Origin of the sequence: Microcoleus sp. Pol7_B2 (assembly GCF_036701035.1) — a bacterium.
Classification (GTDB): domain Bacteria; phylum Cyanobacteriota; class Cyanobacteriia; order Cyanobacteriales; family Microcoleaceae; genus Microcoleus.
The window spans coordinates 18,493-42,359 of sequence record NZ_JAUBQB010000004.1; the positions used below are offsets into that span (position 1 = coordinate 18,493).

The 23,867-nt window shown below is 45.0% G+C and carries 20 protein-coding genes and 1 pseudogene; 12 read left to right on the plus strand and 9 right to left on the minus strand.

From position 1 onward, the window contains the following. Positions 1 to 27: 27 nt before the first annotated feature. From QUA57_RS02510 to QUA57_RS02525, 4 genes are all read right to left on the minus strand, one after another. Complete coding sequence (locus QUA57_RS02510; protein WP_333059367.1) at positions 28 to 780, minus strand: ABC transporter ATP-binding protein; 753 nt, start codon at positions 778 to 780, stop codon at positions 28 to 30. A 52-nt stretch (positions 781 to 832) separates the two neighbouring features. Continuing rightward, on the minus strand, positions 833 to 1,660 hold the full coding sequence (locus QUA57_RS02515; protein ID WP_333059366.1) for an ABC transporter permease: 828 nt from the start codon (positions 1,658 to 1,660) through the stop codon (positions 833 to 835). A gap of 164 nt (positions 1,661 to 1,824) precedes the next feature. Beyond that, positions 1,825 to 2,874 carry an aliphatic sulfonate ABC transporter substrate-binding protein gene (locus QUA57_RS02520; RefSeq protein WP_333059365.1) on the minus strand — a complete coding sequence of 350 codons (1,050 nt, stop codon included), beginning with the start codon at positions 2,872 to 2,874 and terminating at the stop codon, positions 1,825 to 1,827. 731 nt (positions 2,875 to 3,605) lie between these two features. Continuing rightward, positions 3,606 to 5,183 carry an adenylate/guanylate cyclase domain-containing protein gene (locus tag QUA57_RS02525; protein ID WP_333059364.1) on the minus strand — a complete coding sequence of 526 codons (1,578 nt, stop codon included), beginning with the start codon at positions 5,181 to 5,183 and terminating at the stop codon, positions 3,606 to 3,608. 88 nt (positions 5,184 to 5,271) lie between these two features. On the opposite strand from QUA57_RS02525, the gene QUA57_RS02530 reads away from it, so the two are divergent. From QUA57_RS02530 to QUA57_RS02575, 10 genes are all read left to right on the plus strand, one after another. Next, entirely contained in the window at positions 5,272 to 5,532 is a 261-nt protein-coding gene (locus QUA57_RS02530; protein ID WP_333035570.1) for a hypothetical protein, read from the plus strand. Between the two features lie 421 nt (positions 5,533 to 5,953). Then, a complete protein-coding gene (locus QUA57_RS02535) occupies positions 5,954 to 6,784 on the plus strand; it encodes a prepilin peptidase (protein ID WP_333035755.1) in 831 nt (276 codons plus the stop codon). A gap of 61 nt (positions 6,785 to 6,845) precedes the next feature. Continuing rightward, entirely contained in the window at positions 6,846 to 7,067 is a 222-nt protein-coding gene (locus QUA57_RS02540) for a hypothetical protein (protein ID WP_333035572.1), read from the plus strand. Between the two features lie 129 nt (positions 7,068 to 7,196). Continuing rightward, positions 7,197 to 8,147 (plus strand): acetyl-CoA carboxylase, carboxyltransferase subunit beta, encoded by a 951-nt coding sequence (gene accD, locus QUA57_RS02545; RefSeq protein ID WP_333059363.1) that lies wholly within the window; start codon positions 7,197 to 7,199, stop codon positions 8,145 to 8,147. 383 nt (positions 8,148 to 8,530) lie between these two features. Next, positions 8,531 to 8,722 carry a translation initiation factor IF-2 gene (locus QUA57_RS02550; protein ID WP_333058460.1) on the plus strand — a complete coding sequence of 64 codons (192 nt, stop codon included), beginning with the start codon at positions 8,531 to 8,533 and terminating at the stop codon, positions 8,720 to 8,722. Between the two features lie 145 nt (positions 8,723 to 8,867). Further along, a complete protein-coding gene (gene psbV, locus QUA57_RS02555; RefSeq protein ID WP_333035576.1) occupies positions 8,868 to 9,356 on the plus strand; it encodes a photosystem II cytochrome c-550 in 489 nt (162 codons plus the stop codon). Between the two features lie 154 nt (positions 9,357 to 9,510). Then, positions 9,511 to 10,011 carry a photosystem II cytochrome PsbV2 gene (gene psbV2 / locus QUA57_RS02560; RefSeq protein ID WP_333059362.1) on the plus strand — a complete coding sequence of 167 codons (501 nt, stop codon included), beginning with the start codon at positions 9,511 to 9,513 and terminating at the stop codon, positions 10,009 to 10,011. Positions 10,012 to 10,136: 125 nt separating this feature from the next. Continuing rightward, a complete protein-coding gene (gene petJ, locus QUA57_RS02565) occupies positions 10,137 to 10,475 on the plus strand; it encodes a cytochrome c6 PetJ (protein ID WP_333035581.1) in 339 nt (112 codons plus the stop codon). A 393-nt stretch (positions 10,476 to 10,868) separates the two neighbouring features. Continuing rightward, positions 10,869 to 11,882 (plus strand): CHAD domain-containing protein, encoded by a 1,014-nt coding sequence (locus tag QUA57_RS02570; protein ID WP_333059361.1) that lies wholly within the window; start codon positions 10,869 to 10,871, stop codon positions 11,880 to 11,882. A 138-nt stretch (positions 11,883 to 12,020) separates the two neighbouring features. Next, positions 12,021 to 13,190, plus strand: a complete 1,170-nt coding sequence (locus tag QUA57_RS02575) for a hypothetical protein (RefSeq protein WP_333059360.1) — start codon at positions 12,021 to 12,023, stop codon at positions 13,188 to 13,190. Positions 13,191 to 13,379: 189 nt separating this feature from the next. Here the strand turns inward: QUA57_RS02575 and QUA57_RS02580 are convergent, their stop codons facing one another. From QUA57_RS02580 to QUA57_RS02590, 3 genes are all read right to left on the minus strand, one after another. Next, a complete protein-coding gene (locus QUA57_RS02580; protein ID WP_333035588.1) occupies positions 13,380 to 13,877 on the minus strand; it encodes a 2TM domain-containing protein in 498 nt (165 codons plus the stop codon). A gap of 169 nt (positions 13,878 to 14,046) precedes the next feature. Then, positions 14,047 to 14,883 carry a cyanoexosortase A gene (gene crtA, locus QUA57_RS02585; protein WP_333059359.1) on the minus strand — a complete coding sequence of 279 codons (837 nt, stop codon included), beginning with the start codon at positions 14,881 to 14,883 and terminating at the stop codon, positions 14,047 to 14,049. 1,034 nt (positions 14,884 to 15,917) lie between these two features. Further along, entirely contained in the window at positions 15,918 to 16,643 is a 726-nt protein-coding gene (locus QUA57_RS02590) for a PEP-CTERM sorting domain-containing protein (protein ID WP_333059358.1), read from the minus strand. A gap of 1,459 nt (positions 16,644 to 18,102) precedes the next feature. Here QUA57_RS02590 and QUA57_RS02595 point away from each other — a divergent pair. Beyond that, positions 18,103 to 18,333: pseudogene (locus tag QUA57_RS02595) on the plus strand (DUF255 domain-containing protein); the annotation flags it as partial. Between the two features lie 380 nt (positions 18,334 to 18,713). Here QUA57_RS02595 and QUA57_RS02600 read toward each other — a convergent pair. Further along, positions 18,714 to 20,288 carry an outer membrane protein assembly factor BamB family protein gene (locus tag QUA57_RS02600; RefSeq protein WP_333059357.1) on the minus strand — a complete coding sequence of 525 codons (1,575 nt, stop codon included), beginning with the start codon at positions 20,286 to 20,288 and terminating at the stop codon, positions 18,714 to 18,716. 127 nt (positions 20,289 to 20,415) lie between these two features. Here QUA57_RS02600 and QUA57_RS02605 point away from each other — a divergent pair, with 127 nt between their 5' ends. Further along, positions 20,416 to 22,503, plus strand: a complete 2,088-nt coding sequence (locus QUA57_RS02605; protein WP_333059356.1) for a thioredoxin domain-containing protein — start codon at positions 20,416 to 20,418, stop codon at positions 22,501 to 22,503. 274 nt (positions 22,504 to 22,777) lie between these two features. On the opposite strand, the gene QUA57_RS02610 is transcribed toward QUA57_RS02605, so the two are convergent. Then, positions 22,778 to 23,866, minus strand: coding sequence for an ABC transporter ATP-binding protein (locus QUA57_RS02610; protein ID WP_333059354.1), 1,089 nt, complete (start codon positions 23,864 to 23,866; stop codon positions 22,778 to 22,780). Position 23,867: the final 1 nt, after the last annotated feature.

Genomic DNA, 23,867 nt, shown 5'->3' on the forward strand with positions numbered 1-23,867 from the left:
GATATTAATTGCGCTCTAGCTTGGGATTTAAACCTCTAAAGGAACAGTTTGCGTATTGGATAAATCCAAGGTACTCAATAATTTTTCTTTCCAATATTGCAAATTGCGATCGGTACGCCTGCGGGGACGGGGAATATCGATATCTAGCTCGATATGGATGCGTCCAGGGTTGCCACGCATAACGATCGCGCGATCGCTTAAAATCAGTGCTTCTTCAACATCATGGGTCACAAGAATAATAGTCTGGCGATCGGATTGCCAAATTTCTAACAGACGATCCTGTAGTTGCATTCTAGTAAAGGAATCGAGAGCACTAAAGGGTTCATCTAGCAATAAAATAGAAGGATTAGTGACGAGGGCACGGGCGATCGCCACCCGTTGAGCCATTCCTCCTGATAATTGGCGTGGCAGCAAACGAGCAAAATCTTGTAATTCAACCTTAACTAGAGCATCACTTGCCCGTGCCTTGCGTTCATCCTTCGGTAAATGATGCAAACCAAACTGCACATTTTCCCAGACGGTTAACCAAGGCATCAGCCGAGGTTCTTGAAATATTACACCAATTTCTGGATGAGGTTTGTTAATGCGAATATCGTCAATTTGCACATCTCCATAAGTTGGCATATCTAATCCGGCAACGATCCGTAAAAGTGTACTTTTTCCGCAACCACTCGTACCAATTAAACTAACAATCTCGCTACGATTAACAGTTAAATCAATAGACTCCAATCCTACAAAACCATTTTTAAATCGCTTATGCAGTCCTTCGATGATTAGCATATATGTTTCCTCCTTGGCGCTTTGAATGAATGCTTGAAATTAATACTTTGAACTAATGGTTGGAAGCGTGAACATCCTGCCAATGGAGTAGCCAATGCGATGCAATGCCAATAATTGAGTCAGTCACTTTTCCGAAAATCGCAAACAAGAGAATGCTGGCGAGGGTGATGGCGGGTCGTCCAGTCGCTTGCCCATCGATCAATAAGAAGCCTAAGCCCTGACTGGCTCCCATCAATTCAGCCGCTACGACAAACATCCAGCCCAAACCCAAGCCACTTCGCAAACCGACTATGTAGGCCGGCAATGTCGCGGGTAAGAACACGCGACTGATAAGCTGCCAATCATTAAGTCTATAGATTTTGCCAACCTCAACCAATTTGCGATCGACATTGTGAATGCCGCTCATCAGATTTAAGTAAACGGGGAAGAAGACTCCAACGGCGATCAAAGCAATTTTGGAAGGCTCATGAATTCCCATCCAGAGGATAAATAGTGGCACCCATGCCAGCGAAGGAATGTTACGAAGTGATTGCAAAAGCGGGTCGAGTAAATCGTAAATTAGGCAAGAATAGCCTGTTAATCCTCCTAGAAGAGTGGCAAAAAATGTACCAATTAGGAAGCCAACAAAGACTCGATAGAGTGTAATGCCAATGTGCTGCCATAGTTCCCCTGCTGCACCGAGTTGCCAAACTGTTGTAAGAATAGTTGAGGGAGCAGGTAACAAGTTAGGAGCAACCAAGCCAAACCTAGACAGGCTTTCCCACAATAGTAAGAGAAAGACTGGCAAGAGCAAGCCTTTTGCTCTGCCCAGACGGCTGAGGAATTGCCAAATATTACCTGTTTGTGCGCTTGGTATTGCGATCGCAAGTCTTTGTTCCATAACTTAGTGTTTGCTGTTCTGCATAGATAGCTTTGGCTCGGAATTGAAATTTAAAAATGCAAAATTAAAAATGATGAATTTATTTTTAAAATTTTAATTTTTAATTTTTAAATTTCTGATATGCGTTGGTGAGTTGGTGTATATCCACAGCAGATTTTTTTTACTTATGATTTGGCAACCTTTGCCACATACTGCGGATCGATTAAATTGTTAACTACTGTAATGACATCAACGGAATCCTCGATCACGCCGCTTTTTTTCAAGACATCCCCAGCAGCACTAATAACGGCTTTTTGTTCGTCACCAATCGATGAGTTTGATATATCAGTTCGCTCCTCTAATTGTTTAGTTGCTACCGCTTCTGTCAGCTTCGATGCTTTAATCACCACTTGCTTGAGTTCACTAGGATTTGCGATCGCCCATTTCCGTGCCTTCTCATAGGCGGTTAGCACTTGACTAACTTGTTCAGGATATTGTTTGGCAAATGCCTCGCGGACATTCAAAAAGCCTTGACTAATTAGTTTGGGCTCGCGGAAGAAGAGTTTCGAGGCTTTTTCTACTTCTGTCTGTGCCATAAATGGATCGAGACCAGCCCAGGCATCAACATCGCCTTTCTCAAGGGCAGCTTTACCGTCAGCGTGCGACAAAGGCACAATTTCTACATCTTTGGTAGTCAAACCGACTTGATCCAAGGCACGCAACAAGAAAATAAACGGATCTGTTCCGCGCGTTGCTGCAACTTTCTTGCCTTTTAGATCGGCGACTTTTTGAATGGAAGAATTCGCCGTAGTTACTAATGCTGTCCATTCGGGCTTCGAGTAAACGTAAATAGACTTGATGGGATTGCCATTGGCTTTGGCAATCAGTGCGGAAGCACCAGAAGTCGAGCCAAAGTCAACGCTGCTGCCATTGAGAAACTCTAATGCCTTGTTACTACCTTGACTGAGAACCCATTCCACTTTGATATTGGTTTTGGCTAAGTCTTCCTCCAGCCAGTTTTTCTCTTTCAACACAAGACTGACAGGATTGTAGTAGGCATAATCTAAACGTACTACCGTAGGAACTGCCGTAGGAGATGAGCCTGGCGATGCTGCTGTAGTGCCAGTTCCAGGAGAGGCAGAATTAGTACAGGCATTGACTAATACCGCTAGAAACACCCCAGAAATAAAAAATAGCAGCAACCTACGTCTGGCAATGGCAAACCACTTGCTCATGATTCATCTCCTCAATTCCTTGCTAAATGTCTCGTTTAATTAGGACTTACGCAGTTTATACTATAAATCGATTGGCTTACCGTAGTATAGCTGAATTTTATCATACAGCAAGGCACACTCAAGATCAATGGTTAAAAAGACTAACTCGACTGTTGGTGGTGCTATAGCAACTCCCTTGCCAATATGGCGATCGCGCTCAATCAGCTTGATTAGCAGGGGGCGGTTAGCTGTTTTTAACCGGGACTGACCCCGTGTGCGGGGTAAGTTCCGTCTGAAACCATTGCGAGGTGAGACTTGCCCGGAGCGTCCAAGTCTTTTACATGACTACAATCTCTTACAACCCTTATGTGGCGGAGTTTTTGCTTAAATTCATCAGAGAACAATACTCTGGGTCTAAATATTAATAAAATCTTAAATAAATGACTACGGTTTGTCGGCAGTCAAGTCGCTAAAACCGAGACGGGACAAAGAATACAGCCCCCAGAACTACCCCCGCAGGGGGTAAGTTCCGTTTAACAGGTTAGTCGCTACTAGAGAACCACTAAAGCCAGCACCAACGATCGCGATCGTTGTTGGAGTATTACAGGCTATATACGCTAATTTTATCGCTTTACCGTATTTAAATATTTTGGGGTACGCTCGCGCATCATTATTAATGATTAATGATGCGGTAATGGTTTGTCATGCTCTCAATTGACCAGTAGTATGCCATTATTAGCCAGCAAAGTTATTTAAACGCCCCCTTTTCCCTTCTCCCCTTTTGCACCTTGCAAAGCAAAAATCGGAGTTTGAGCAGATTTCCCCTTCAGAGCAACAGATCCCAAAGCCTCACAAATGAAGTTGAGATCGATCGACTCATACACCCTTTCAGCAATCAAAATTTGGTTTTCCCCCGCCTTGCTCATCAACCGAGCAGCCGTATTCACCGTATCCCCGAGGATATTAAACTCCCTGCGCCCTCGCGGTTCCCCAACCTCAGCAGCAAACACCGGCCCCAGGGACAGCCCAATTTGACAGCTTACTTTTATTTCTTCACCCGCGATAATTACCAGAGGCAAACCTGCAATGATATCTCGGATTGCAATCGCGGCACTAGCCGCGCGGCTGGTGTCATCCGTGTGAGCGTCGGGCACGCCAAAATAAATCAGCATATCCGAACCATCTAAGTGCGCCGTTACTTTTTGCAACACGCCCCCTTTAGCTGAGACTACAGCATCGATCAACGCAAACACCCGAGAAAAACCCACTACCAGGTTGACTTCTTCCTCCGGCGAAGCTTTCTCCACAGACTCCGGTAAACCTATCAAGTTGACAAACATCACGGTCGGTTCAGGAAAATCCGGCGGAATTTTCCGCCTGTCTGCATTTTCCACCAGCAGTCTCAGGATAGTGTTGGGAATATAACTAGCAAGAGGTTCAAGCCGATTCACAGCTTCCCCGATTTCTTTTACCAAGCCCGCAACGCTGCGATCGAGCAATACCGAACTCGGCATCCGCCGCCCAGTCAAAGTGATATCATACTCTCCGAGTCGATCGTCCGTGAAATCGTCCGCCACCAAAAAATAACCCTGTTTCCCGGGTTCAAAGCGAAATTGCTCTCCCAAAGACTCTCTAGCAGTTTCAGTCACACACACCCGCCCCACACTCCCAGAACCCTCAGTTTGCTTGGCTTGCTGGACTGAATGTCCCAGCAGTACGTGAGCCATCCGCTGCGGTGTACCGATGTCAGCACTAATGTAGCGGCCGCAGTGGATGCCCACCCGCATCTTCAAAGACAAAACACCCCGCGCCGTTTCAATATTCGCAAATTCAGCCATCGCCCGCTGCATCCGCAAACCAGCCCGCACCGCCCTGGCTGTATCCTCTTGGTGAATTCCTGACAGAAACTGCACCAGCATGGCATCTCCGGTAAACTCCAGCAAATCCCCGCCCGATTTGCTGACAATTTCAATCATCGAGGCAAAATAGTCGTTAATCACGCCCAGCAACGTTTCAGCTCCCTTGCGTCCTTGGGCCGCGTTTGCTTCCAACAGCGACGTAAACCCTTCCAAATCGGTGAACAGCAAGGTGCCTGTTTGCCACTGGTAGCGCACCTCGCCCGGGTTGGGCGGAGATTCGGACACTGGCCTAGGCACGTAGTCGTGGAGGATGTAGCGCAGAGTTCGCAGGTGATCGAAAACCCCCATTAGCGTTGCGGGGGACGGATCTACCCACGCAGCAGCGTACAGTTGAGCCGAAAGGAGCGATCGCAGTCGCAGTTCGATCGCAGCCAAGGGAGGATTGTAGGTTAATCTATTAATAATTTCCACCTAAGTTTATTCTTAAAAAATAGGGTAAGTTCGATCAATCGAGATGCTACACCAATAACTCGACCTATACCATTATGATAAGTTTCCAGTGACTCCATACCAGCCCAACCCAGAACCCACTATAGAAACTTCCGAGACTCACAGCTTGCTAGCTCCCGATTTGATCCGAGCTGCTCGATCGGCCTATGGTATGTATCTGAAAGTGCATTCCGAGCAGATGCAGCGTCCGGCGGGTGTAGTTGTCAGTCAAGGAAGCGATCGAGGCCAGGTAATTTTTGCTTCGCAGCCGATTTTATTGCCGGGTGAACGTTTTGTTACTTTTGACGAAATTGAATCTCAAATGTATTAATTGCTAATTGGTCATTGGTGATAATTGATAATTGAGCATAGGGAATTGGTAATTGGTAATTAGTAACTAATATTATGTCCGCTCGAACGCTCGCACTAAAATAGGTTTCTCGTGAAGAGCCATGTTTTCAGGATTTTATGAAAACTTGCATTTTTGACTATTAATACCTTTTATGATGGGTAATTGACCGTACAGGCTCTAACAACTGACAACTCAGGGCTGTTTCATTCTCAGGAAAACCCACGTTTTGACTCTTGTCGTGCGAAGAATGCCGACCAGACCCATCCAGGATCTTTTAGGCATTTGGTGGGATGGGGGCAGCCACTCTTTGCTGCCCCTACAAGAGAATGAAACAGCGCTGCTGACAACTGACAACTGATACATAACCCCAGTCAAAAGTGAACAGTCAACAGTCAACTTAATGGAAATAATCTTTAATTGCCTTGTCACGGCGATCGTCTTTATTGTCGGATCGGCTATTGGCAGCTTTCTAAATGTGGTAGTCTATCGGTTGCCTGCGGGTTTGTCGGTGATCCACCCTCCTTCTCGCTGTCCCAAATGTTTAAATCAACTCAGAAATTACGAAAATATACCCGTTTTCGGTTGGCTATGGCTGCGGGGACGCTGCAATCACTGCCACAGTGGGATTTCTGTCCGTTATCCACTGGTGGAAGCAGCTACGGGTTTGCTATTTTTGCTAATCTTTTGGCGGTTTGGCGTAACAGTGCAAACTCTTGGTTTTTGGGCTTTGTTTAGCTGGCTGTTGGCTTTGTCTTTGATTGATTGCGATACAATGACTTTGCCTAATTCTTTAACTCGATCGGGTTTGGTGCTCGGATTGGTTTTCCAGGTGGCGAAAGGTTGGTGGCCGACATTTAGTTTGATCGACTCGATACACTATCTGGTACTCGATGGGATCGCGGGAGCAGTTGTCGGGTTGTGGCTGTTTGACGCGATCGGACTTGCCGGGACGATCGGGCTGGGGCAGAATGCTATGGGCGCCGGAGATACAAAATTGGCCGCCTTGATGGGAGCTTGGCTGGGTTGGAAATACTTGCTGCTAGCGGGATTTATCGCCTGTGTCGCCGGGGCTTTTGTCGGTGGGGGGGCGATCGCTATCGGGTTACTCGATCGGCGTCAACCCATGCCTTTCGGCCCGTTTCTGGCTCTCGGTACAGCAATTACTGCTCTGTGGGGCGAAGCGATCTTATCTAGTTACTGGCAGTTGTTTTTCCCGAATTTTAGTTTCTGATGTGCCCGTAGTCAGGCGCGATCGAACATAAAATTGTCTCAAAAATTGGTAAAATTGTTCCGTGTCTTGGATTACACTTACAACTACTAGCTTTCGTTGGGAAGCGGAATTAATGCAGCAGCTCCTAGCTGCTCATGAAATCCCGGCCCGGATTGTAGACTTGGGCATAGCATCTTATTTCGGGGCTGGAAGTGCTACAGCCCTGCAAGTTCTTCCAGAACACCAGCGAACAGCATCGCTCCTCATCAGTCCAGTTGAAGATGAGCCAGAATCTGGTGATTAGTCATTAGTCATTAGTCATTAGTCACTGAACAACTAGCAATTGACAACTAGCAACTAACAACTAACAATTACTAATTACCAATTACCACTTCCCAATTACCAATTACCAATTACCAATTACCAAGTTTTAATGTCTCTATTTGATTGGTTTGCAAATCGACGAAAATCAGTACCGAACTCCCAAGAACGGCCGGAACGAGAAATTGCGGACGGACTTTGGAATAAATGCGAAGCTTGCGATGCCCTGAGTTATACCAAAGACCTGCGAGCAAATCAAATGGTTTGCTTGGAATGCGGGCATCATATCAGAGTTTACAGTGACGATCGCATCGAGCAGTTGATCGATCCCAATACCTGGGTGCCCCTTAACGAAGGACTGCACGCCACCGATCCCCTGAAATTTCGTGATAGAAAAAAATATAGCGATCGACTCCGAGAATTTCAAGAAAAAACAGGCCACCTAGACGCCGTAGAAACAGGCATCGGCAAACTAGAAAATTTGCCAGTCGCCCTCGGAGTCATGGAATTTCAGTTCATCGGCGGCAGCATGGGCTCAGTTGTCGGAGAAAAGCTGACTCGCCTCATCGAATACGCCACGCGGGAACGCTTGTCCGTGATCATTGTCTGCGCTTCCGGTGGTGCAAGAATGCAAGAAGGAATGCTCAGCTTGATGCAAATGGCTAAAATTTCCGGGGCTCTGGAACGCCACCGGGAAGCGAGACTGCTTTACATCCCGATTTTGACCCACCCGACCACCGGCGGCGTCACCGCCAGTTTTGCCATGCTGGGAGACATTATAATTGCAGAGCCAAAAGCTACTGTGGCCTTTACGGGCGGCCGGGTAATCGAGCAAACTCTGCGGGAAAAGCTGCCGGAAAATTATCAAACTTCCGAATACTCCTTCGCCCACGGTTTTGTAGACTTGATTGTACCCCGGACTCAATTAAAGAAAACTCTCGGTCAGCTCATCAGCCTCCACCAGCCCCAGCCTTTCTTGGCAGACTCGGAATTCCCCGCCCTCAATGGCAGCGATAACCACGCTTTGCCCCCGCAGACTCACGCTTTCAAACTTTCTCCCTAAGCTGCTGCGCCGGAGAATTGTCTGTTGGTGAGTGCGGGGCACAGAGGAAATTGCTGAGGAATTGCGAAAAACCCGGCTTCTACCAACAATATTGAGTTTGGTAACGAGACGTTCACGCAGACACCGGCTTTTGAGCCCCATCCGCGCAACTCCTATTGGTAATAACGACGCAGCAGTGGGATGATATTGATCGGAAGTTGATTGGCCCTGGAGTTTGGCTGGGCAAAAATGCCTAGTAGCAGTTAGCGGTTAGTTAGCTTGCGATAGATCGAACAAAATCTCAGAACAAACTAACAAAACAAGCTAACAGCGCTTTCTAAAATTGTCCGGCTTTCAGTTAATAGCCGTCAACTCAATTTTGACCTGTCAGCGACCTAAAAATTATGGGTTTTGCAGACCTGTCCATCGCAGAAATAGCAGAGGACTTCAACGTCCCTGTTGAAGAAGTGATCCGCTTGTGCGATGAGTTGGAAATTGCCTACAAGCACCCTCAAACCCGTTTGGCTTTGGAGGATGTTAAGGCAATTATGTCCACTCTCGAAAAAAGGCGCGACTCAAAACTTCTTGCAGATTAGCTCGCAAAATTCCTCTACCTTTAAAGGTATGGCTGCACAAACTTTCGCCAGTTGTTGCAGAATCAGGGAATTTTGAACACACATCTGTTTGCCAGGTACGATTTCTTAGCGTTCAATAATTTGCCGGATTTTTTTAAGGAGAACCATGCTTAAAAGATATTTCATTGCTCTGACCGCTGTATTCTTGAGCTTTCAGTTATTTGTCAGCAGTGCGATGGCTGTCGAACTGAGTCCTGAACTTCGCACTGTGACTTTGAATGACAAGGGTGCTCCGGTAGTGCTGAGCCTCAAACAAGTTCAGCAAGGCAAACGCCTGTTCAATTCGGCTTGCGCTCAATGTCACGCTGCGGGCATGACAAAAACTGACCCGAACGTGAATTTGAGCCCGGAAACTCTGGCTTTGGCTAACCCGCCCCGGAATAATATTGAGTCGCTGGTGGACTTTATGAAAAATCCCACCACTTATGACGGGTTTGAGGAAATTTCGGAACTGCATCCGAGCATGAAGAGTGCGGATATTTTCGCTGAGATGAGAAATCTCTCGGATGACGATTTGTACGCGATTGCCGGTCACATTCTGTTGCAGCCGAAAATTGTCTCCAAGCAGTGGGCTGGTGGCAAAGGCGCTCGCTAATCGATTTTAGATTTTAGATTTTAGATTTTGGATGTTGGATTGGGAGAGGGCTGAAGTTCGGCAAGAATTGCTGGCTGGTCGTTTTTCGCTCTAACATCTGAAATCTAAAATTTACCTCCGGCTCATTGATTATCGCAAAAGGTTGTAGTCCCTCATGCTGCGTCGTGGTGCTTTTGTCTGCTTTCTGTTGGGGATGTTAATTATTTTGCCGATCGTGCTGTTGGCTCCTCAACCTGTTTTGGCTGCTGCCGATTCTTACGTGAATAGGTATTTACAAGCCAGCGAACCTGTGGCTCTGGAGTTGGACTCTGAGGGACATACTCGCTTGTTTTCGGCTCAGGATTTGTCTGCGGGCAAGGTATTGTTCGAGCAAAATTGCCTTAATTGTCACGTCGGAGGAGCTAATTTGCCCGATCCGACGATATCTCTGTCTTTGGCTGACCTTAAAGGGGCAACGCCTCCCCGCAACAACATCAATAGTCTGGTGGGGTATCTGAGAGAACCGATGACTTATGACGGTACTGAGGAGACTTTTTGGTGCCGCCAAGTGCCGGAAAGCTGGATGCCACAGGCTGAGATTGAAAATTTAGCGGCTTTTGTGATCCGGGCTGCTCAGAAAGCTCCGGGCTGGGGCGTGGAGAATTTTGAGAGTTGAACTGCCACTGCCAAAAAGTGGTAAATTACTCGAAAGAAGGCGATACGACTGCGCGATCGCGCCTGTTTTAACAGGTAAAATATCTAAAGAATCACCATTTGCGTGTCCATTAGAGGAGAACTGCGTTGAAAAGACTCTTATCGATCGCCCTATTAGCGTTCGCAATTTTTACCGTCGGCTTTGGTCGCCCTGCTTTGGCAGGTGATGCGGTTAAAGGAGCTAAAATCTTTAGCTCGAACTGTGCTGCTTGTCACATCGGTGGCGGCAACGTGGTTATGGCCATGAAAACCCTGAAAAAGGAAGCTCTTGAGAAGTACGGTATGAATTCTCTGGAAGCTATTACCACTCAGGTAACTAAGGGCAAAAATGCTATGCCTGCTTTCGGCGCCAAGTTGAAGCCCGAACAAATCGAGGATGTAGCAACCTACGTGCTCGAGCAATCTGAGAAAGACTGGAAAGGCTAAACTGCCTCTTTGAAGTCGGGCAGCCTGGGCGGGTTTGATTTAATTTAAAACTTGTCCTCCCGATCGCACCCTCTCTCACCCTTTGGCGAATAAATATCGGTTTTCAGCGATCTTAACCTATTTGGGAAAGCGCGCTAGAAATCCAATTTTTATTAGCTCAAGGGCGAGGGAGGGTAATTCTATTTTAGATTTTAGATTTTAGATTTTAGATTTTAGATTGAAAATTTTAGATTCCTAAATGCTGATTAAGTAGAAATTGTCAAGCACTTTATATTAAGATTTATTCGGGTTGCGCTTCCTAAATTAAAAGTGTGTGCTAGGATATAACCCCTTATTAGCAAAGCTTTGAAATCGAGATTAAAGTCGATATGCAAAGTGGAATCTACACCTGCCATGAACGTAAAAACATCAGCAAAAGTTAAAACTCAAGTTAAAACTCTCGGAGACGCTGCATCTGGAGCGATTGAGAAATATTTCCGCAAAAGTGTAGCACACGAGGCTGAAGTTATCAAAGACAAAGACGCGGAAGAACTTCATCAAATGCGCGTGGGATTGAGACGTTTGCGATCGGCTGTGACTGGTTTTGCTCCGGTTTTAGATTGGCCAAAAGAGGCTTCTGAACGTAAAATTGGTAAGGTGGGGCGGATTCTGGGAACGCTCAGGGATTTGGATGTGATGCTCGAAAGTCTCCAAAACCGCTATTACCCGAATTTGCCGGCTGACGAACAGGAAGTTTTGGATAAGGCTTTGTCGAATTTGCTCAAACAGCGCCACCGGGCTTTAAAAGGGGTGAGGGCGATTTTAGAACACAAAAGCTACGAATCGCTGAAGCAGTCGATCGAGGATTGGCTGGAAAAACCGAAGTTTCAGGCGATCGAACATTTGCCAATTGCTGAGGTTTTGCCAGATTTACTGTTACCTCAAGTCAGCGAGTTTTTCCTACATCCGGCTTGGCTGTTGGGTACAGAATATGAAGATGGCAAAGTTAAAGTTGTTGATGATTTAAATGCTGAGGCTGTCGAAGAGAAGTTAGCAGCCGAGGGAACTATTCTGCACGATTTGCGGAAGCAAGCGAAGCGGGTTCGCTATTTGATGAATCTGTTTGGGGATTTTTACAGCGAGACTTACGAAGTTTATGTCGAAGATGTGAAAGCTATTCAGGAATGTTTGGGCGATATTCAAGACAGTGAAGTTTTAGGCGAGTTTCTGACAGATTTTGTCGATCGCGATCTGAAAAAAGAGTTGCCCAAGTTGGCGGGTTTGTTGGCCGAAAATCGCTACGCAGCTTGGCAAAAATGGCAGGTTTTGCAACGCAGGTATTTGAATTCGGAAATGCGGCAAGGTTTGCGATCTGCTTTAATTCATCCTGTGGTTGAAGATGCGGCTAAGCAAGATTCGCCGCAGTAATTTTAGTGGGTTTGCAGTTAAACTTGGGCGCACTTTGGGTGCAACTGCAAGCAACACAGAAGTAGCTCGTTCTAATTAAACGTAAGACGCTCTATACTAGCGGTACCCTACCCCCTGCTCTTAAAATTTTGATTGCCTATGTTAAAATTCAGTGGCGGCGGGGAGAGTCCCCCGCCTGTCAAGATTTGGGTTGAAAGTAAACAAAAATTTACTCTGAAGAAAAAAATGAGTGACCAACTGAACAAACCTCTGGAAATATGGATCAATGAAGATTTACTACTTCCTGGGGTACGCCCAGCCCCACTGCTAATGCACCTCAGCCCGCCGGACACTAATCCACAGTTACAGTTTTGGAATTTGCTCAGGGATAAATTACCGGAGGTAGTCAAGATTCACCGATTTACAGACTTGGCAGATGCAGGCAAGATTGTGGTAACTCCACATTTTATTTCAAGTTATTATGGCCTTCATAAGGAAGCTGAATTACATAAATTCCGGCGCCAAGTATTAGGATCAAAAAGGACGCTCGTCACCTTTGCAAACTGTTTAGAGTGTCAGGCTTATCCAGGAGAAATCTTGTTTGCCTCGGCAACTTACCGTGATAAAAAAGAAAAATCCATACCCACACCCCCATGGATTTATGACCTGGGAGAGAAGGTAAATATGCCAAAACCATCAATACCTACTGTCGGTTTTGTGGGAAATGTTGAATATCCATCCCGACTAAATACGTTGATATTACGTTATATTAAATTTTCGGATTCTATGGTTAACTGGATGGCATGCAACCTTTTTGTTAATCGTAATTTGAATTTGGGAATGCGAAGGTTGATTGCACGATTAGTCAGAAAAAAAATAATTAAAGAAGTGCGAAAAGCGAAAAATCTACAAATATCTGTGATTGAAAGAAAGGGAGATTTTTTTAGTCTCCCAGTGGAAGAAAGAAACCGCCAAAGAGCCGAGTATATCGAAAATATCGAGAATAATGCTTATATCTTGGCGATGAGGGGAGACGATAATGGCTGTTACCATCTCGGGGAGGTGATGTCAGCAGGGAGAATTCCGGTTTTCATTGATACCAATAAATCGTTACCGGAGTTGAGAGGTATGAAATGGGAAGATTTTTGCGTGATCGTTCCTTTTTCGGAAGTGCATCGGATTGGAGATTATGTCCAAGCTTTTCACGATAAACTTTCGGATGACGATTTTGCTGAGGCCTGCCGGAAATCTCGCGCTGCTTTTGATCAGCTACTCCCTCACAATTTTGTTCTCAGTAGTTTGGAAATAATTGCCAAAAGTACGAACTAATGATGTATGAAAATGGCGGGAGAAGGGCAGCTAATAATGTCGGAGCTAACTTAAATATCGGATAAAATTACAGCAGTTATTAATCATTTGCCCCAGTTTTTTCCGGCATAATAGTTATCTTTTGCTATTTGTTTGTATGGGCGATAGTTGATTTGAAGAAAAAGCGATCGCTTTTTTCTTAAGAGAAAATCACGACTGCAACCACTTCATAAACTTATTCGTCGCAGTACCAATAGACTCTCCGACTTGTTTCTTCAACCGCCACCGCTGAAACGCTTTTTCGTAATCTTCTCCTTCAGTTTGATAAACATTCCAAGCATTTAGCGACAATCCCAATCCCCACGTTAGTAAAATGAACAGTGACCAAGAAAGCTCGTGCGCTCCTGCTAGATTAAACAAAACTAAAAAAGTATTGATAATGCCGTACTTTGTTACATTTTTCTGCAATTTACGACGACGGAAAGTGTTAAAAACCAGCTTTTCTTGAAATTCTCCTCTAGTTGCTAACCATTGCTGTTCCGCCGCTACAATATCCTGTTCGGAAATGCCCAATTCCGCTGCAATCTCGAAAAGCTGCACTCTGGATAATTCCCCCTCATCCTGTCGCCGCGCGATCGCAAGCTGTAAAATACCTTGAGCATCCTCTGAACCGTAAATTTGATTTATTTGACTTTCATTTGTCGCCATAACAGGTTTCCTATAATTTCTGACATCCTTTCTATGATAGATATAGACGCCGTTAAACGACAGGTAGTGACATTGGCGGATTTCAACACCCGGAGATTTGAGTGAGCGAGACTCCTGACTATGGGAGGGGAAATCGAAGAACCCATATATTTCCTCAAAGTGCAACTAATTAATTTCCCGAACTTTGACTAAGTTTGCTATCTCGTTTCAACATAAATTGATAAAAGAGCCCAAACAACACCACCGCAAGCATTCCCACTACTAAAGAACCTTCACCCTCATGCCAATATTTAAACAAATCTAGGCGATGAGATGCAACTAACAATGCCATTCCCGCCACTCGAAAAACATTAATAATAAAACCACAAATGACAGCGACACCTATTACCAAAGCCTTATTTTGTTTAGTAGGAAACATCAACAAACAAACTACAGCTAAACCTAATAAATAATTCATTGCCTCTATACCCGAACAACCCCCATTTACCAACACCCTTCCTGTCGGTAAAGCAACATAATTACCGTCACGTGTTACATCAAAACCGACATACCACAAAGAATAATAAGCAAATTTAGCAGTAAGCGAGGTAACAAAATCCACTAAAGGTAACGTAAGGACACTGGGGGTGCCATGAAAAAATAGTATTACCAATTCACGCCAATATAGTTTTAAGTTCTGAAAACCTACCGCAATTAGGCTCAAACCTAAACCCGACAAAAAAGGTGCAAGTCTTAAAAAAGGATCGAATTTACTGGAAACCGCAGCACTTTTAAATAAAATAAAAGCTATTAATAGCGTCCCTGCTACTGTCGATAATAAGTCACTTTTTATCTCACTCTGTTTGAGAAGATGGTGGTTGTCCCAAAGCAGGGAACCCACAGCGAACCAAAAAACTATACTCATCCAAAAATGAGCAACATCCCCCAGTTTCCACAGGAGTGTCATATTCAGAGTTACTAAAGCTGTGGCGATAATGATGAGCCAAAAAAGTTTTCTCTTGAACATTTTAGATATTAGTTATTAGTTGATTGAGGAGAGCCATACTGGGGACAGTTTTTGATTGCAAACCCTAGAATAAGGGTTTCCCGGCGATTCGGCAATCGAAGTACCAACGGAAAATCCCGGGTTTCAGACTAGGAACTAAAAACAGTCCAGACTCTTGTTAGATCATATCATAAAAATAGTAGGGGATGGGGACAACTCAGTAGATTGAACCCCTCCTACGGAAAGGACTCGGGGGATTTTAAAAGCCGTAAATCTGGGAGATGATGTTAGTAGACACTCGGGAATTTGATGGATGGTGAGACTCAGAGGCAACGCATAGCTCAGCATTAGGACACCTATTGAAAAGACTGCTACTGGAAATGATTGGTTGGATGCCTAGCGCTTACTTACTTGGCCCCTGTAAGCAAATACTAAAAAGGGAGTGAATCAACAAAAATTAAAAATAAGTAGCTTCATTGAGGGTTGGATTTCTTGAGACTAGATGCAATTAGCACCGCGCATGGTGTGACACTGAGGTTTGAGTAAATACGGCTGAGCGAGTTAGAGTTCGAGCCATGCTCAAGGGTGATTCTCTGCTTTTCAAGAATCTCAGTGTCTTTATAGCAATCCTAAATCATTTGTGAATTTCTTCCTCAGAGCGGGTTCGGGGTGGGTTGGGGTGCGGTAAAAAATTTACGACTCTTGCAAGGATTGGTATATATCGGAAATGCTTCAGAAACAGCCTTACGGTAGTTCTTAAATGCGCTGTCTAGGGGGATTTGACTGAGATGGGGAGCATCTCACTTTTGCAGCCAAGCTAGAAATGGGAGCCAGGAGCTAGGAGAAAAGAGGAAGAAGGAAGGAGCCAGAATAAGTGTTTTTACAACAAATATGATATGCTCCCTTGAGATAGGCTTTCAAGTCTGGGGTTTTCACGGTGGCGCGCTATCAGATACTAAGAAACCTGGTTTCTTGGTGAAACCAGGTTTTTAGCTCGAACATAAAATAATCAGTTTGGCATCAAGCCAGAATCGAAAACCAGTTCAAACGATCGCCTATTCAGCTTTTTGAGCCCGAGCGCGTTGCTTTTTGAACATAGTACCAAACCCAACAGCGGCTCCAGCAGCCAGCATTGTTAAAGGTTCAGGAGTAGCTTCAGTGTTGCTAGTGCCGGTGCTGACAAAAACATCGCTATCGCCCTTGCTACCAATACCCCGGACGTGCATCCCTAGTCTCAAAGTACCATTATTCAACGCGGAAACTACGTTATTATAATTTCCAGTAAAGCTCAATCCCAAAACCTCACCAGCTTGGACACCGTGCCGCGTACCAGTTATCCCAGCTGCAAAATCCGTAGACCAAGGAGTAGCAAGGTTATTTGTTTGTGGCAGAGGAGTAGCTCCCTTTGTAAAGTTAACACCAGAACCATTTATAATGTCAAAGGCGCTCAATAAATTGGTATTAGAACCTGTGTCTAAGTGAACTGCAGCAATAAAGATATCGGCGGCGGATTTGTCTTTATTGTTATTGAAAATGTTGAATAAAACGTTATTGGAGCCACGATCTAGGACATCAAAGCTAAAGCTATTTACATAGGCATCTCCCGATGTATTATCGCTAGCAATATTACTAAAGCTGAAGGCAGAGGCAGGTGCTGCGGATACTGCACTAACGGCGGCGACACCGGCAACGGCTAAAATATATTTGACTAAGTTTAATGGGGATTTCATGATTGATACCTTTAGTTTTAAGTTGACTGGAAGCAGGTTTTTTTCCTTCACATATTCAATCTAAACCGAAGCACAAGTTAATGCAAGTAGTTTTGATAAAGATTCCATGAAGATTCCGAATACGCTTATTGGATGTACCAAAATGCCTAAATTGATGAGTTGTAGCTAGCTATTTGCTATGGCGTACATCAAAAAATAGGGGTGCTGCCACCCGGATTTTAGTCCTAACTTTTCTCTCTTTCAAAAAGCTATAACCCCGCTCCCTAAACTGGGTTTTTACACAGCATAATTACTGATGAAACTATTTTTAAGCTCTAAATTATGTCCTGAAAAAGTTTTTGATCCGTTAATGTACGGTAGAAAAGTTTAAGTGATAGCTTGATTGCTGGGTAAAAATAGGTAAAAACCGATGGTGACAGTTGAAGCTGCGGAATCTGGACTATAACTCAGGACAAAATCTTGGATCGTATTCGGTGCGTCGATTCTCGCTTTCGGATTCAGCAACAAGCGCCATTTAGACTCATATGTTGCACCATTACCAAGAACCGACCCTCCGGCGGGTTCCACAAAGAATGAGTTTTCTGGTGGGGAGTAGGGGGTGGGCCGCAGAGCCCGCCCAAAACAGGCTTATTGATCGTGGTGCAACATCTCAGTTTAGAGACCACTGGTTTCGGTGCTCGTTATTATCTGTGACGCCGGAACTTTGGCCCAGTAAAGGGACGACTCGACTTTCTGGGACATAGTTTTCGGAACACCTCTACCGTCAGGGCTGTTTCATTCTCACGGAAACCAGCTTTTTGTACGGGTCGTGCCCAGAATGCCGACCCGACCCATCCAGGATTTGTTAGGCATTTGGTGGGATTGGGGCAGCCACTCTTTGCTGCCCCTACAAGAGAATGAAACTGTCCTGGGTCTACCGTAGAAGGCGCGGTGGTCGTTATCTAAAAATGTTGGGACTAATAATTCTATTTCTGGGTCTGCTTTCGCTAAAAATTGGTTAATATTATTTTTCCGAAAAAGCTCGATTCCAAGATTTAACGGGTGATAAGCAAGTAGAAATACTTGACGCAGTAAGGGTTTGAGTAGCTTGTAATCAAAAAAATGTGTGTGTGCGATCGCTAATTTTTAGACTTTTTGCAGGGTCTAATCACGATCGTTCGCGTTCGCTACCATCAAAATTGTCAATAAATTTGTAATAATTACTACTCTCTTGAGGGAGGTTCAAGAGCCTAAACCCTCTAAATATCAAGGTTTGAGCGGGTTTCTCACTCGTCAATTCCCAGATTCAGTTTGGCACTGTTTGAGGACAGCAGGAGGAACCGTCGCAGTCAGCTAAAATTTTCCCAGCGGTTGATTGAAGGTTCTCCGAGACGATCAACTAATTTGACATATAAATGATCAGCGATCATCTGAAAACAGGATTATCAGCAACAACTCAGCTAAAACATCTCGCGCTAAACTGCTAGAGAACTGACAAGCTTACCCAGCAAAAGTTCAAGTGGATTTGATTATGGTCAACCGTTTTGCTCAATCCCAAACCTTTTATCTGCCAAAACAGGCCGAAAATCCGATCGACTGGTGGGCCTGGTGCGACGAAGCCTGAGAAAGGGCCTGGAGGGAAAATAAACCGATTTTTCTGTCAATTCGCTACTCTAGCTGCCACTGGTGTAGGGTGATGGAAGGTGAAGCATTTTGCGATCGCGCCGTCCAATACATGAATTCGCACTTTATACCGATAAAAAGCGCTTTTCACTGTCCCACCTGTTTCTTCAACCGCCACCGCTGAAACGCTTGTTCGTACTCTTCCCCTTCAGTTCGATCGACATTCCAAGCATTCAGCCACAATCCTAAGCCCCACGTTAGTAAATAAAATCAACAGCGACCAATCAAGCTCGTGCACTGCTGCTATATCAATCCTAAATAAGTCGTAAATTTTTTACCCCATCCCAACTCTCCCCTTAGTAAGGGGAGGGAGTAAGAAATTCACAAATGATGCGAGGATTGCTCTAACAGGTTTCCGATAAGCGCAGTTAAGCTGCAGGTAGTGGGATTGGCGGATTTCAACATCTAGAAAATGAGGATGCGATCGCACTTCCGACAGTCGCCAAGACTGTAGGTAGTTCACCCCAAAGTATACATCCAGCCATCCCTCGCGCAAATCCTCACAATTCCGTCCCAAACTACAGGCGTCGCCTCAAATGACAAACCCGGCTTAAATCTCCCCGATTCTATTACTTTCAAACGGTAAAACTCCCCTTTAGCATTTTTCAAAGCATTCTGATCCCCCGACTTCGCTCGTTCCCAATTCAAATTGAACAAATAAACACCGTTGTATCCCGCACTGATCAGTTTATTGCCATCGGTAAAAATCGGAGTCGAAATTGAAGAACCAATCGCTTTTTTAAATACTATTACCGGAGTATCGTAAGACTGGTTTAGCCAAGGCACAGAAGTTTTTTTACCTGTAATCATATCTTGGGAACCGATGTACAAATTGCCGTCGAGTGCATTTGTGGCAAACAGCGCCGGAAACTCCCCTGAATTGTACTCGTCATTCAACGCCACCGAGCCAATTATCCCGCCTTCCCAGCTAGAAACTCGGCGATTTCCAGTCGGCAAAAACCATTCAACACTGGCATTCGGTTCTTTATTTGGATTCAGCTTCAGCACTCCGCCGTTGCCCTGAATGTATTGTTTTTCAATGGCACAGAACAGTTTACCTGATTTAGAAATTACAGCACTTCCGTCCAAATCAGAACCTGTATAGAAATCCCAGACTATCTTTTTAGTTGCAATGCTAATACCGTAAATATGACCGGAACCAGCAGCTATAAAAATTCTATCTTTGAGCCTTGATGGCGATGATTCCGCTACCAAGTTGCCGCGGTGCTTGCTGATATCTGCTGCTGCATAAAGCTGTACTTCCGACAAGATATTTGGCTGCTTGATGCCTTGTTTGATTTTTGCATTGCTTGTGGAACTATCGAGAAAATAGCCGATCGCATTTTCCCCCGCATTGAACAAAACTCCACCGCCGATGTCCAAGGCGCTGCTGTCATTATCCCGGCTGTAGCTGGGCGTTTTCCTGATGTCCAATTTCCAGAGTTCCTTGCCAGTTCTAAAAGATATTGCCCTAAAACTCGGCACTACTTTTTTGCCACCCCCGCCACTGCGGCTACCTTGCAAAATCACAATTCTGTTTTCAGCGCTCGCTTTTGCATCGATATAAATCGTTGATGATCCTTTGATCACATCATCAAATTTATAGCGCCAAACTTCTTTATTGGTAGCAATATCTATTTTTCGCAAATTGTGGTCATAAGCACCTATAATTAAATAAGTTTTTTCCCCGTCTCTGGTAATTGTCGGCTGTCCTGTCCAACCGGCACCGCTCCAAACTACAGACCGCCTTCCCAGAAAAGTCCGGCCGCCGCCTAGTTTAAATTTGTCGATTAAATTCAAGCTTTTCGGAACACCTCTGCCGTAAAAGCGGCGCTTGTCATTACCTAAAAATGTTGGGACTAATAATTCTATTTCTGGGTCTGCTTTAGCCAAAAAATTGTTAAGATTAGTTTCTAATAAAGCTTGATCCGAGGATTCAGTTTGGATCAGTTTGATAACAGCAGGAGGAACAGCAGCACTCAGCAAAAATTGTCCGAGCTGTTGATTGAAGGTTCTCCGAGATGATAAGCTCATATTAGATCGAGATAATCAGCCTTAATATTAAAACATAATTATCAGCGACAACTCAACTAAAACATCTCGCGCTAAACTGCTAGAGAACTGACAAGCTTACTCAGCACGAGTTAAAGTGGATTTGATTATGGTCAACCGTCTTGCTCAATCCCAAAGCCTTTACCTGCGGAAACACGCCGAAAATCCGATCGACTGGTGGCCTTGGTGCGACGAAGCCTTGGAAACAGCCCGAAGCGAAAATAAACCGATTTTCCTGTCAATTGGCTACTCTAGCTGCCACTGGTGTACGGTGATGGAAGGAGAAGCATTTTCCGATCGCGCGATCGCCCAATACATGAATTCGCATTTTATACCGATAAAAGTCGATCGTGAAGAACGCCCGGATATCGACAGCATTTATATGCAAACCTTGCAAATGATGACCGGTCAAGGCGGTTGGCCGCTCAACGTTTTTCTCACTCCAGACGAGCGAGTTCCCTTCTACGGAGGCACTTATTTCCCCGTAGAACCGCGATATGGACGGCCGGGATTTTTAGAAGTTTTGCAAGCAATTCGCCGCTTTTACGACACAGAAAAAGGCAAAGTAGAAGCCTTCAAAGCAGAGATTTTAGGCAACCTCCAACAGTCGGCAGCGCTGTCAGGAGTAACCGCCGAATTAAATCGCGAACTCTTTCAAAAAGGCTTAGAGCTCAACACCGGAATTATTGCGGGCAGCAACCCCGGCCCCAGTTTTCCGATGATACCTTATGCTGAGCTAGCTCTGCGGGGAACGCGATTTAATTTTGAATCAAAACACGACAGCAAACAAGTCTGCACTCAGCGCGGATTAGACTTAGCATTGGGCGGCATTTATGACCACGTAGGAGGCGGATTTCACCGCTATACGGTTGATGCGACTTGGACTGTGCCACACTTTGAAAAAATGCTCTATGACAACGGTCAAATTGTTGAGTATTTAGCAAATTTGTGGAGCGCGGGAATACAAGAACCCGCTTTGGAAACTGCGATCGCGGGGACAGTAGAATGGTTGAAGCGAGAAATGATTGCGCCAACAGGCTATTTTTATGCTGCACAGGATGCGGACAGCTTTAACACTTCTGAAGAATTTGAACCGGAAGAAGGAGCGTTTTATGTCTGGAGTTATGCCGAACTGGAACAACTATTAACTGCTGAGGAATTGGCAGAAATTAAAGCACAGTTTACTGTTAGCCGCAGCGGCAATTTTGAAGGCAAGAATGTATTACAGCGCCGCCATCCAGGAAAACTGAGCGACACGGTAGAAACGGCTTTGGCTAAACTCTTTGCTGTTCGCTACGGTGGCAATCCCGATAGTGTAAAAACCTTTCCGCCAGCCCGCAACAATCAAGAAGCTAAAAACGACAGTTGGCCGGGTAGAATTCCCGCCGTTACTGACACGAAAATGATTGCTGCTTGGAATAGCTTAATGATTTCTGGTTTAGCCCGCGCTGCAGCGGTTTTTGGAAATTGGGAATATCTAGAATTAGCTGTGACAACTGCTAATTTTATTTTAGACAATCAGTGGACGGATGGGCGGTTTCAGCGGTTGAATTATGACGGGCACTCTGCTGTAACGGCGCAGTCGGAAGATTATGCTTTGTTTGTGAAAGCTTTGTTAGATTTGCACCAAGCGAGTTTGACTTTAGGCAACGGGGAAGAGGCAAAACAGTTGCCTAATTCTCAGTTTTGGTTGGAGAAAGCTGTGCAGGTGCAAGAAGAGTTTGATGAGTTTTTGTGGAGCGTGGAATTGGGAGGATATTACAATACTGCTAAGGATGCTAGCGGAGATTTGTTGGTGCGGGAACGCAGCTATATAGACAATGCAACTCCGGCGGCGAATGGAATTGCGATCGCCTCTTTGGTTCGCCTCGCGCTATTGGTTCCGAATTTAGAATATCTCGATCGCGCCGAGCAAGGTTTGCAAGCTTTCAGCAGTATTGTGCAAGATGCTCCGCAAGCTTGTCCGAGTCTACTTTCGGCGATCGACTGGTATCAGCATTCTACCCTGATTCGCACGACTCCCGATCGAATTTCTGGCTTGATTTCCCAGTATTATCCGACTGCTGTCTGTCAGATTGAGGCTGATTTGCCTGAAGGTGTTATCGGGTTAGTTTGCGAGTGTTTGACTTGCAAGGAACCTGCGAAAAGTCAAGAGCGACTGTTGGAGGAAATTTTGCAAAGTCAAACGCGAGTTTAGCACCAATACAGTCTATATTATTGAACCGCGAAGACGCGAAGGAAGAAGGAGGAAGCAGAAGTAAGAAGTAGATTATCTTCTACCGGGAAGGAATCGCATCTTCAGTCTGCCCCTCAATCTTCCAAAATCTCAACTAAGTCTTCCAGTGTCATGTAGCTTGGACTTAACCTTACTGGTTAGACGGTGCTTGACGACATTAGCGATAGTTAGACTTCGGACAGTAAGTAATCTTACTCTGTCTGCAGAATCTCAGTGGCTTCAGCCCGCTTAAGTGTCAAACAATGTAGATACTTTCCGGCGGCACTGCGACTCGAACGCTGTCGCCGACTTGGTGTCGCTGCAAATCATCTCTGTGCAAGTTTTGTCGGCGAAGGGCGATCGAACTTTTAGCAGTCAACCGCACCGTATAGCGCGTATCAGTGCCAATATAAATAGCCTCTTCTACTATTCCCGGCCAGCTATTTTCATCATCATAATTAGCCGGATAAATAGCAGCTTTTTCTGGCCGCAACACTAGGGTGACAACTTTGCCAGCGGGCATATCTTCTGCTGTCGCAACTAACACTGGCAACTGCTGGTCAACCAACACGATTATTTTACCGTTTTGCTTTTCTACTACTCGACCACTTAAAAAATTGCTGTCGCCAATAAAATCAGCAACAAACCGCGTTTTAGGATATTCATAAATATCAACAGGCGTGCCGACTTGTTGCAGTTTTCCTCCATCCATCACTGCAATTCTGTCCGACATCGTTAGCGCTTCTTCCTGGTCGTGAGTTACATAAATAAACGTAATTCCCAATTTTCGCTGCATTTTTTTTAATTCTAATTGCATCTCTTTACGCAATTTTAAATCCAGCGCTCCTAGGGGTTCATCCAATAGCAAAACAGACGGCTGTTTGACTAATGCTCTTGCTAATGCTACTCGCTGCTGCTGTCCCCCTGACAGTTGGCGGGGATAGCGTTTTCCTACCTCGGTTAACTGTACTAATTCTAAGGCTTCAGCAACGCGATCGCGAATTGTTGTCTGAGGCATATTCTCCATTTCCAACCCAAAAGCGACATTTTGTGCTACTGTCATGTGCGGAAATAAAGCATAGTTTTGAAATACCGTATTTACTGGGCGGTGAAATGGCGGGCGATTTTGCATCGGTTGGCCGTGAATGTAAATTTCCCCGGCTGTGGGAATTTCAAAACCGGCGATCATTCGCAAAGTTGTAGTTTTGCCGCAGCCAGAAGGGCCGAGTAAAGAAAAGAATTCTCGATCGTAAATTTTCAGGTTGATGTTATCTACAGCTAAGAAATCTTTACTGCGGACACTTTTAAATATTTTGGAAACTTCTAAAACCTCGACAGAGTGCATT

What these genes read in the sequence shown, in the direction of transcription:
- QUA57_RS02580 (WP_333035588.1), bottom strand. Translation starts at nt 13,877, where the DNA reads ATGGCGACAAATGAAAGTCAAATAAATCAAATTTACGGTTCAGAGGAT.
- QUA57_RS02570 (WP_333059361.1), top strand. Translation starts at nt 10,869, where the DNA reads ATGAACGTAAAAACATCAGCAAAAGTTAAAACTCAAGTTAAAACTCTC.
- QUA57_RS02535 (WP_333035755.1), top strand. Translation starts at nt 5,954, where the DNA reads ATGGAAATAATCTTTAATTGCCTTGTCACGGCGATCGTCTTTATTGTC.
- QUA57_RS02610 (WP_333059354.1), bottom strand. Translation starts at nt 23,866, where the DNA reads ATGCACTCTGTCGAGGTTTTAGAAGTTTCCAAAATATTTAAAAGTGTC.
- QUA57_RS02520 (WP_333059365.1), bottom strand. Translation starts at nt 2,874, where the DNA reads ATGAGCAAGTGGTTTGCCATTGCCAGACGTAGGTTGCTGCTATTTTTT.
- psbV2 (WP_333059362.1), top strand. Translation starts at nt 9,511, where the DNA reads ATGCTGCGTCGTGGTGCTTTTGTCTGCTTTCTGTTGGGGATGTTAATT.
- psbV (WP_333035576.1), top strand. Translation starts at nt 8,868, where the DNA reads ATGCTTAAAAGATATTTCATTGCTCTGACCGCTGTATTCTTGAGCTTT.
- QUA57_RS02515 (WP_333059366.1), bottom strand. Translation starts at nt 1,660, where the DNA reads ATGGAACAAAGACTTGCGATCGCAATACCAAGCGCACAAACAGGTAAT.
- QUA57_RS02600 (WP_333059357.1), bottom strand. Translation starts at nt 20,288, where the DNA reads ATGAGCTTATCATCTCGGAGAACCTTCAATCAACAGCTCGGACAATTT.
- QUA57_RS02510 (WP_333059367.1), bottom strand. Translation starts at nt 780, where the DNA reads ATGCTAATCATCGAAGGACTGCATAAGCGATTTAAAAATGGTTTTGTA.
- QUA57_RS02575 (WP_333059360.1), top strand. Translation starts at nt 12,021, where the DNA reads ATGTTAAAATTCAGTGGCGGCGGGGAGAGTCCCCCGCCTGTCAAGATT.
- QUA57_RS02550 (WP_333058460.1), top strand. Translation starts at nt 8,531, where the DNA reads ATGGGTTTTGCAGACCTGTCCATCGCAGAAATAGCAGAGGACTTCAAC.
- crtA (WP_333059359.1), bottom strand. Translation starts at nt 14,883, where the DNA reads ATGTTCAAGAGAAAACTTTTTTGGCTCATCATTATCGCCACAGCTTTA.
- QUA57_RS02605 (WP_333059356.1), top strand. Translation starts at nt 20,416, where the DNA reads ATGGTCAACCGTCTTGCTCAATCCCAAAGCCTTTACCTGCGGAAACAC.
- accD (WP_333059363.1), top strand. Translation starts at nt 7,197, where the DNA reads ATGTCTCTATTTGATTGGTTTGCAAATCGACGAAAATCAGTACCGAAC.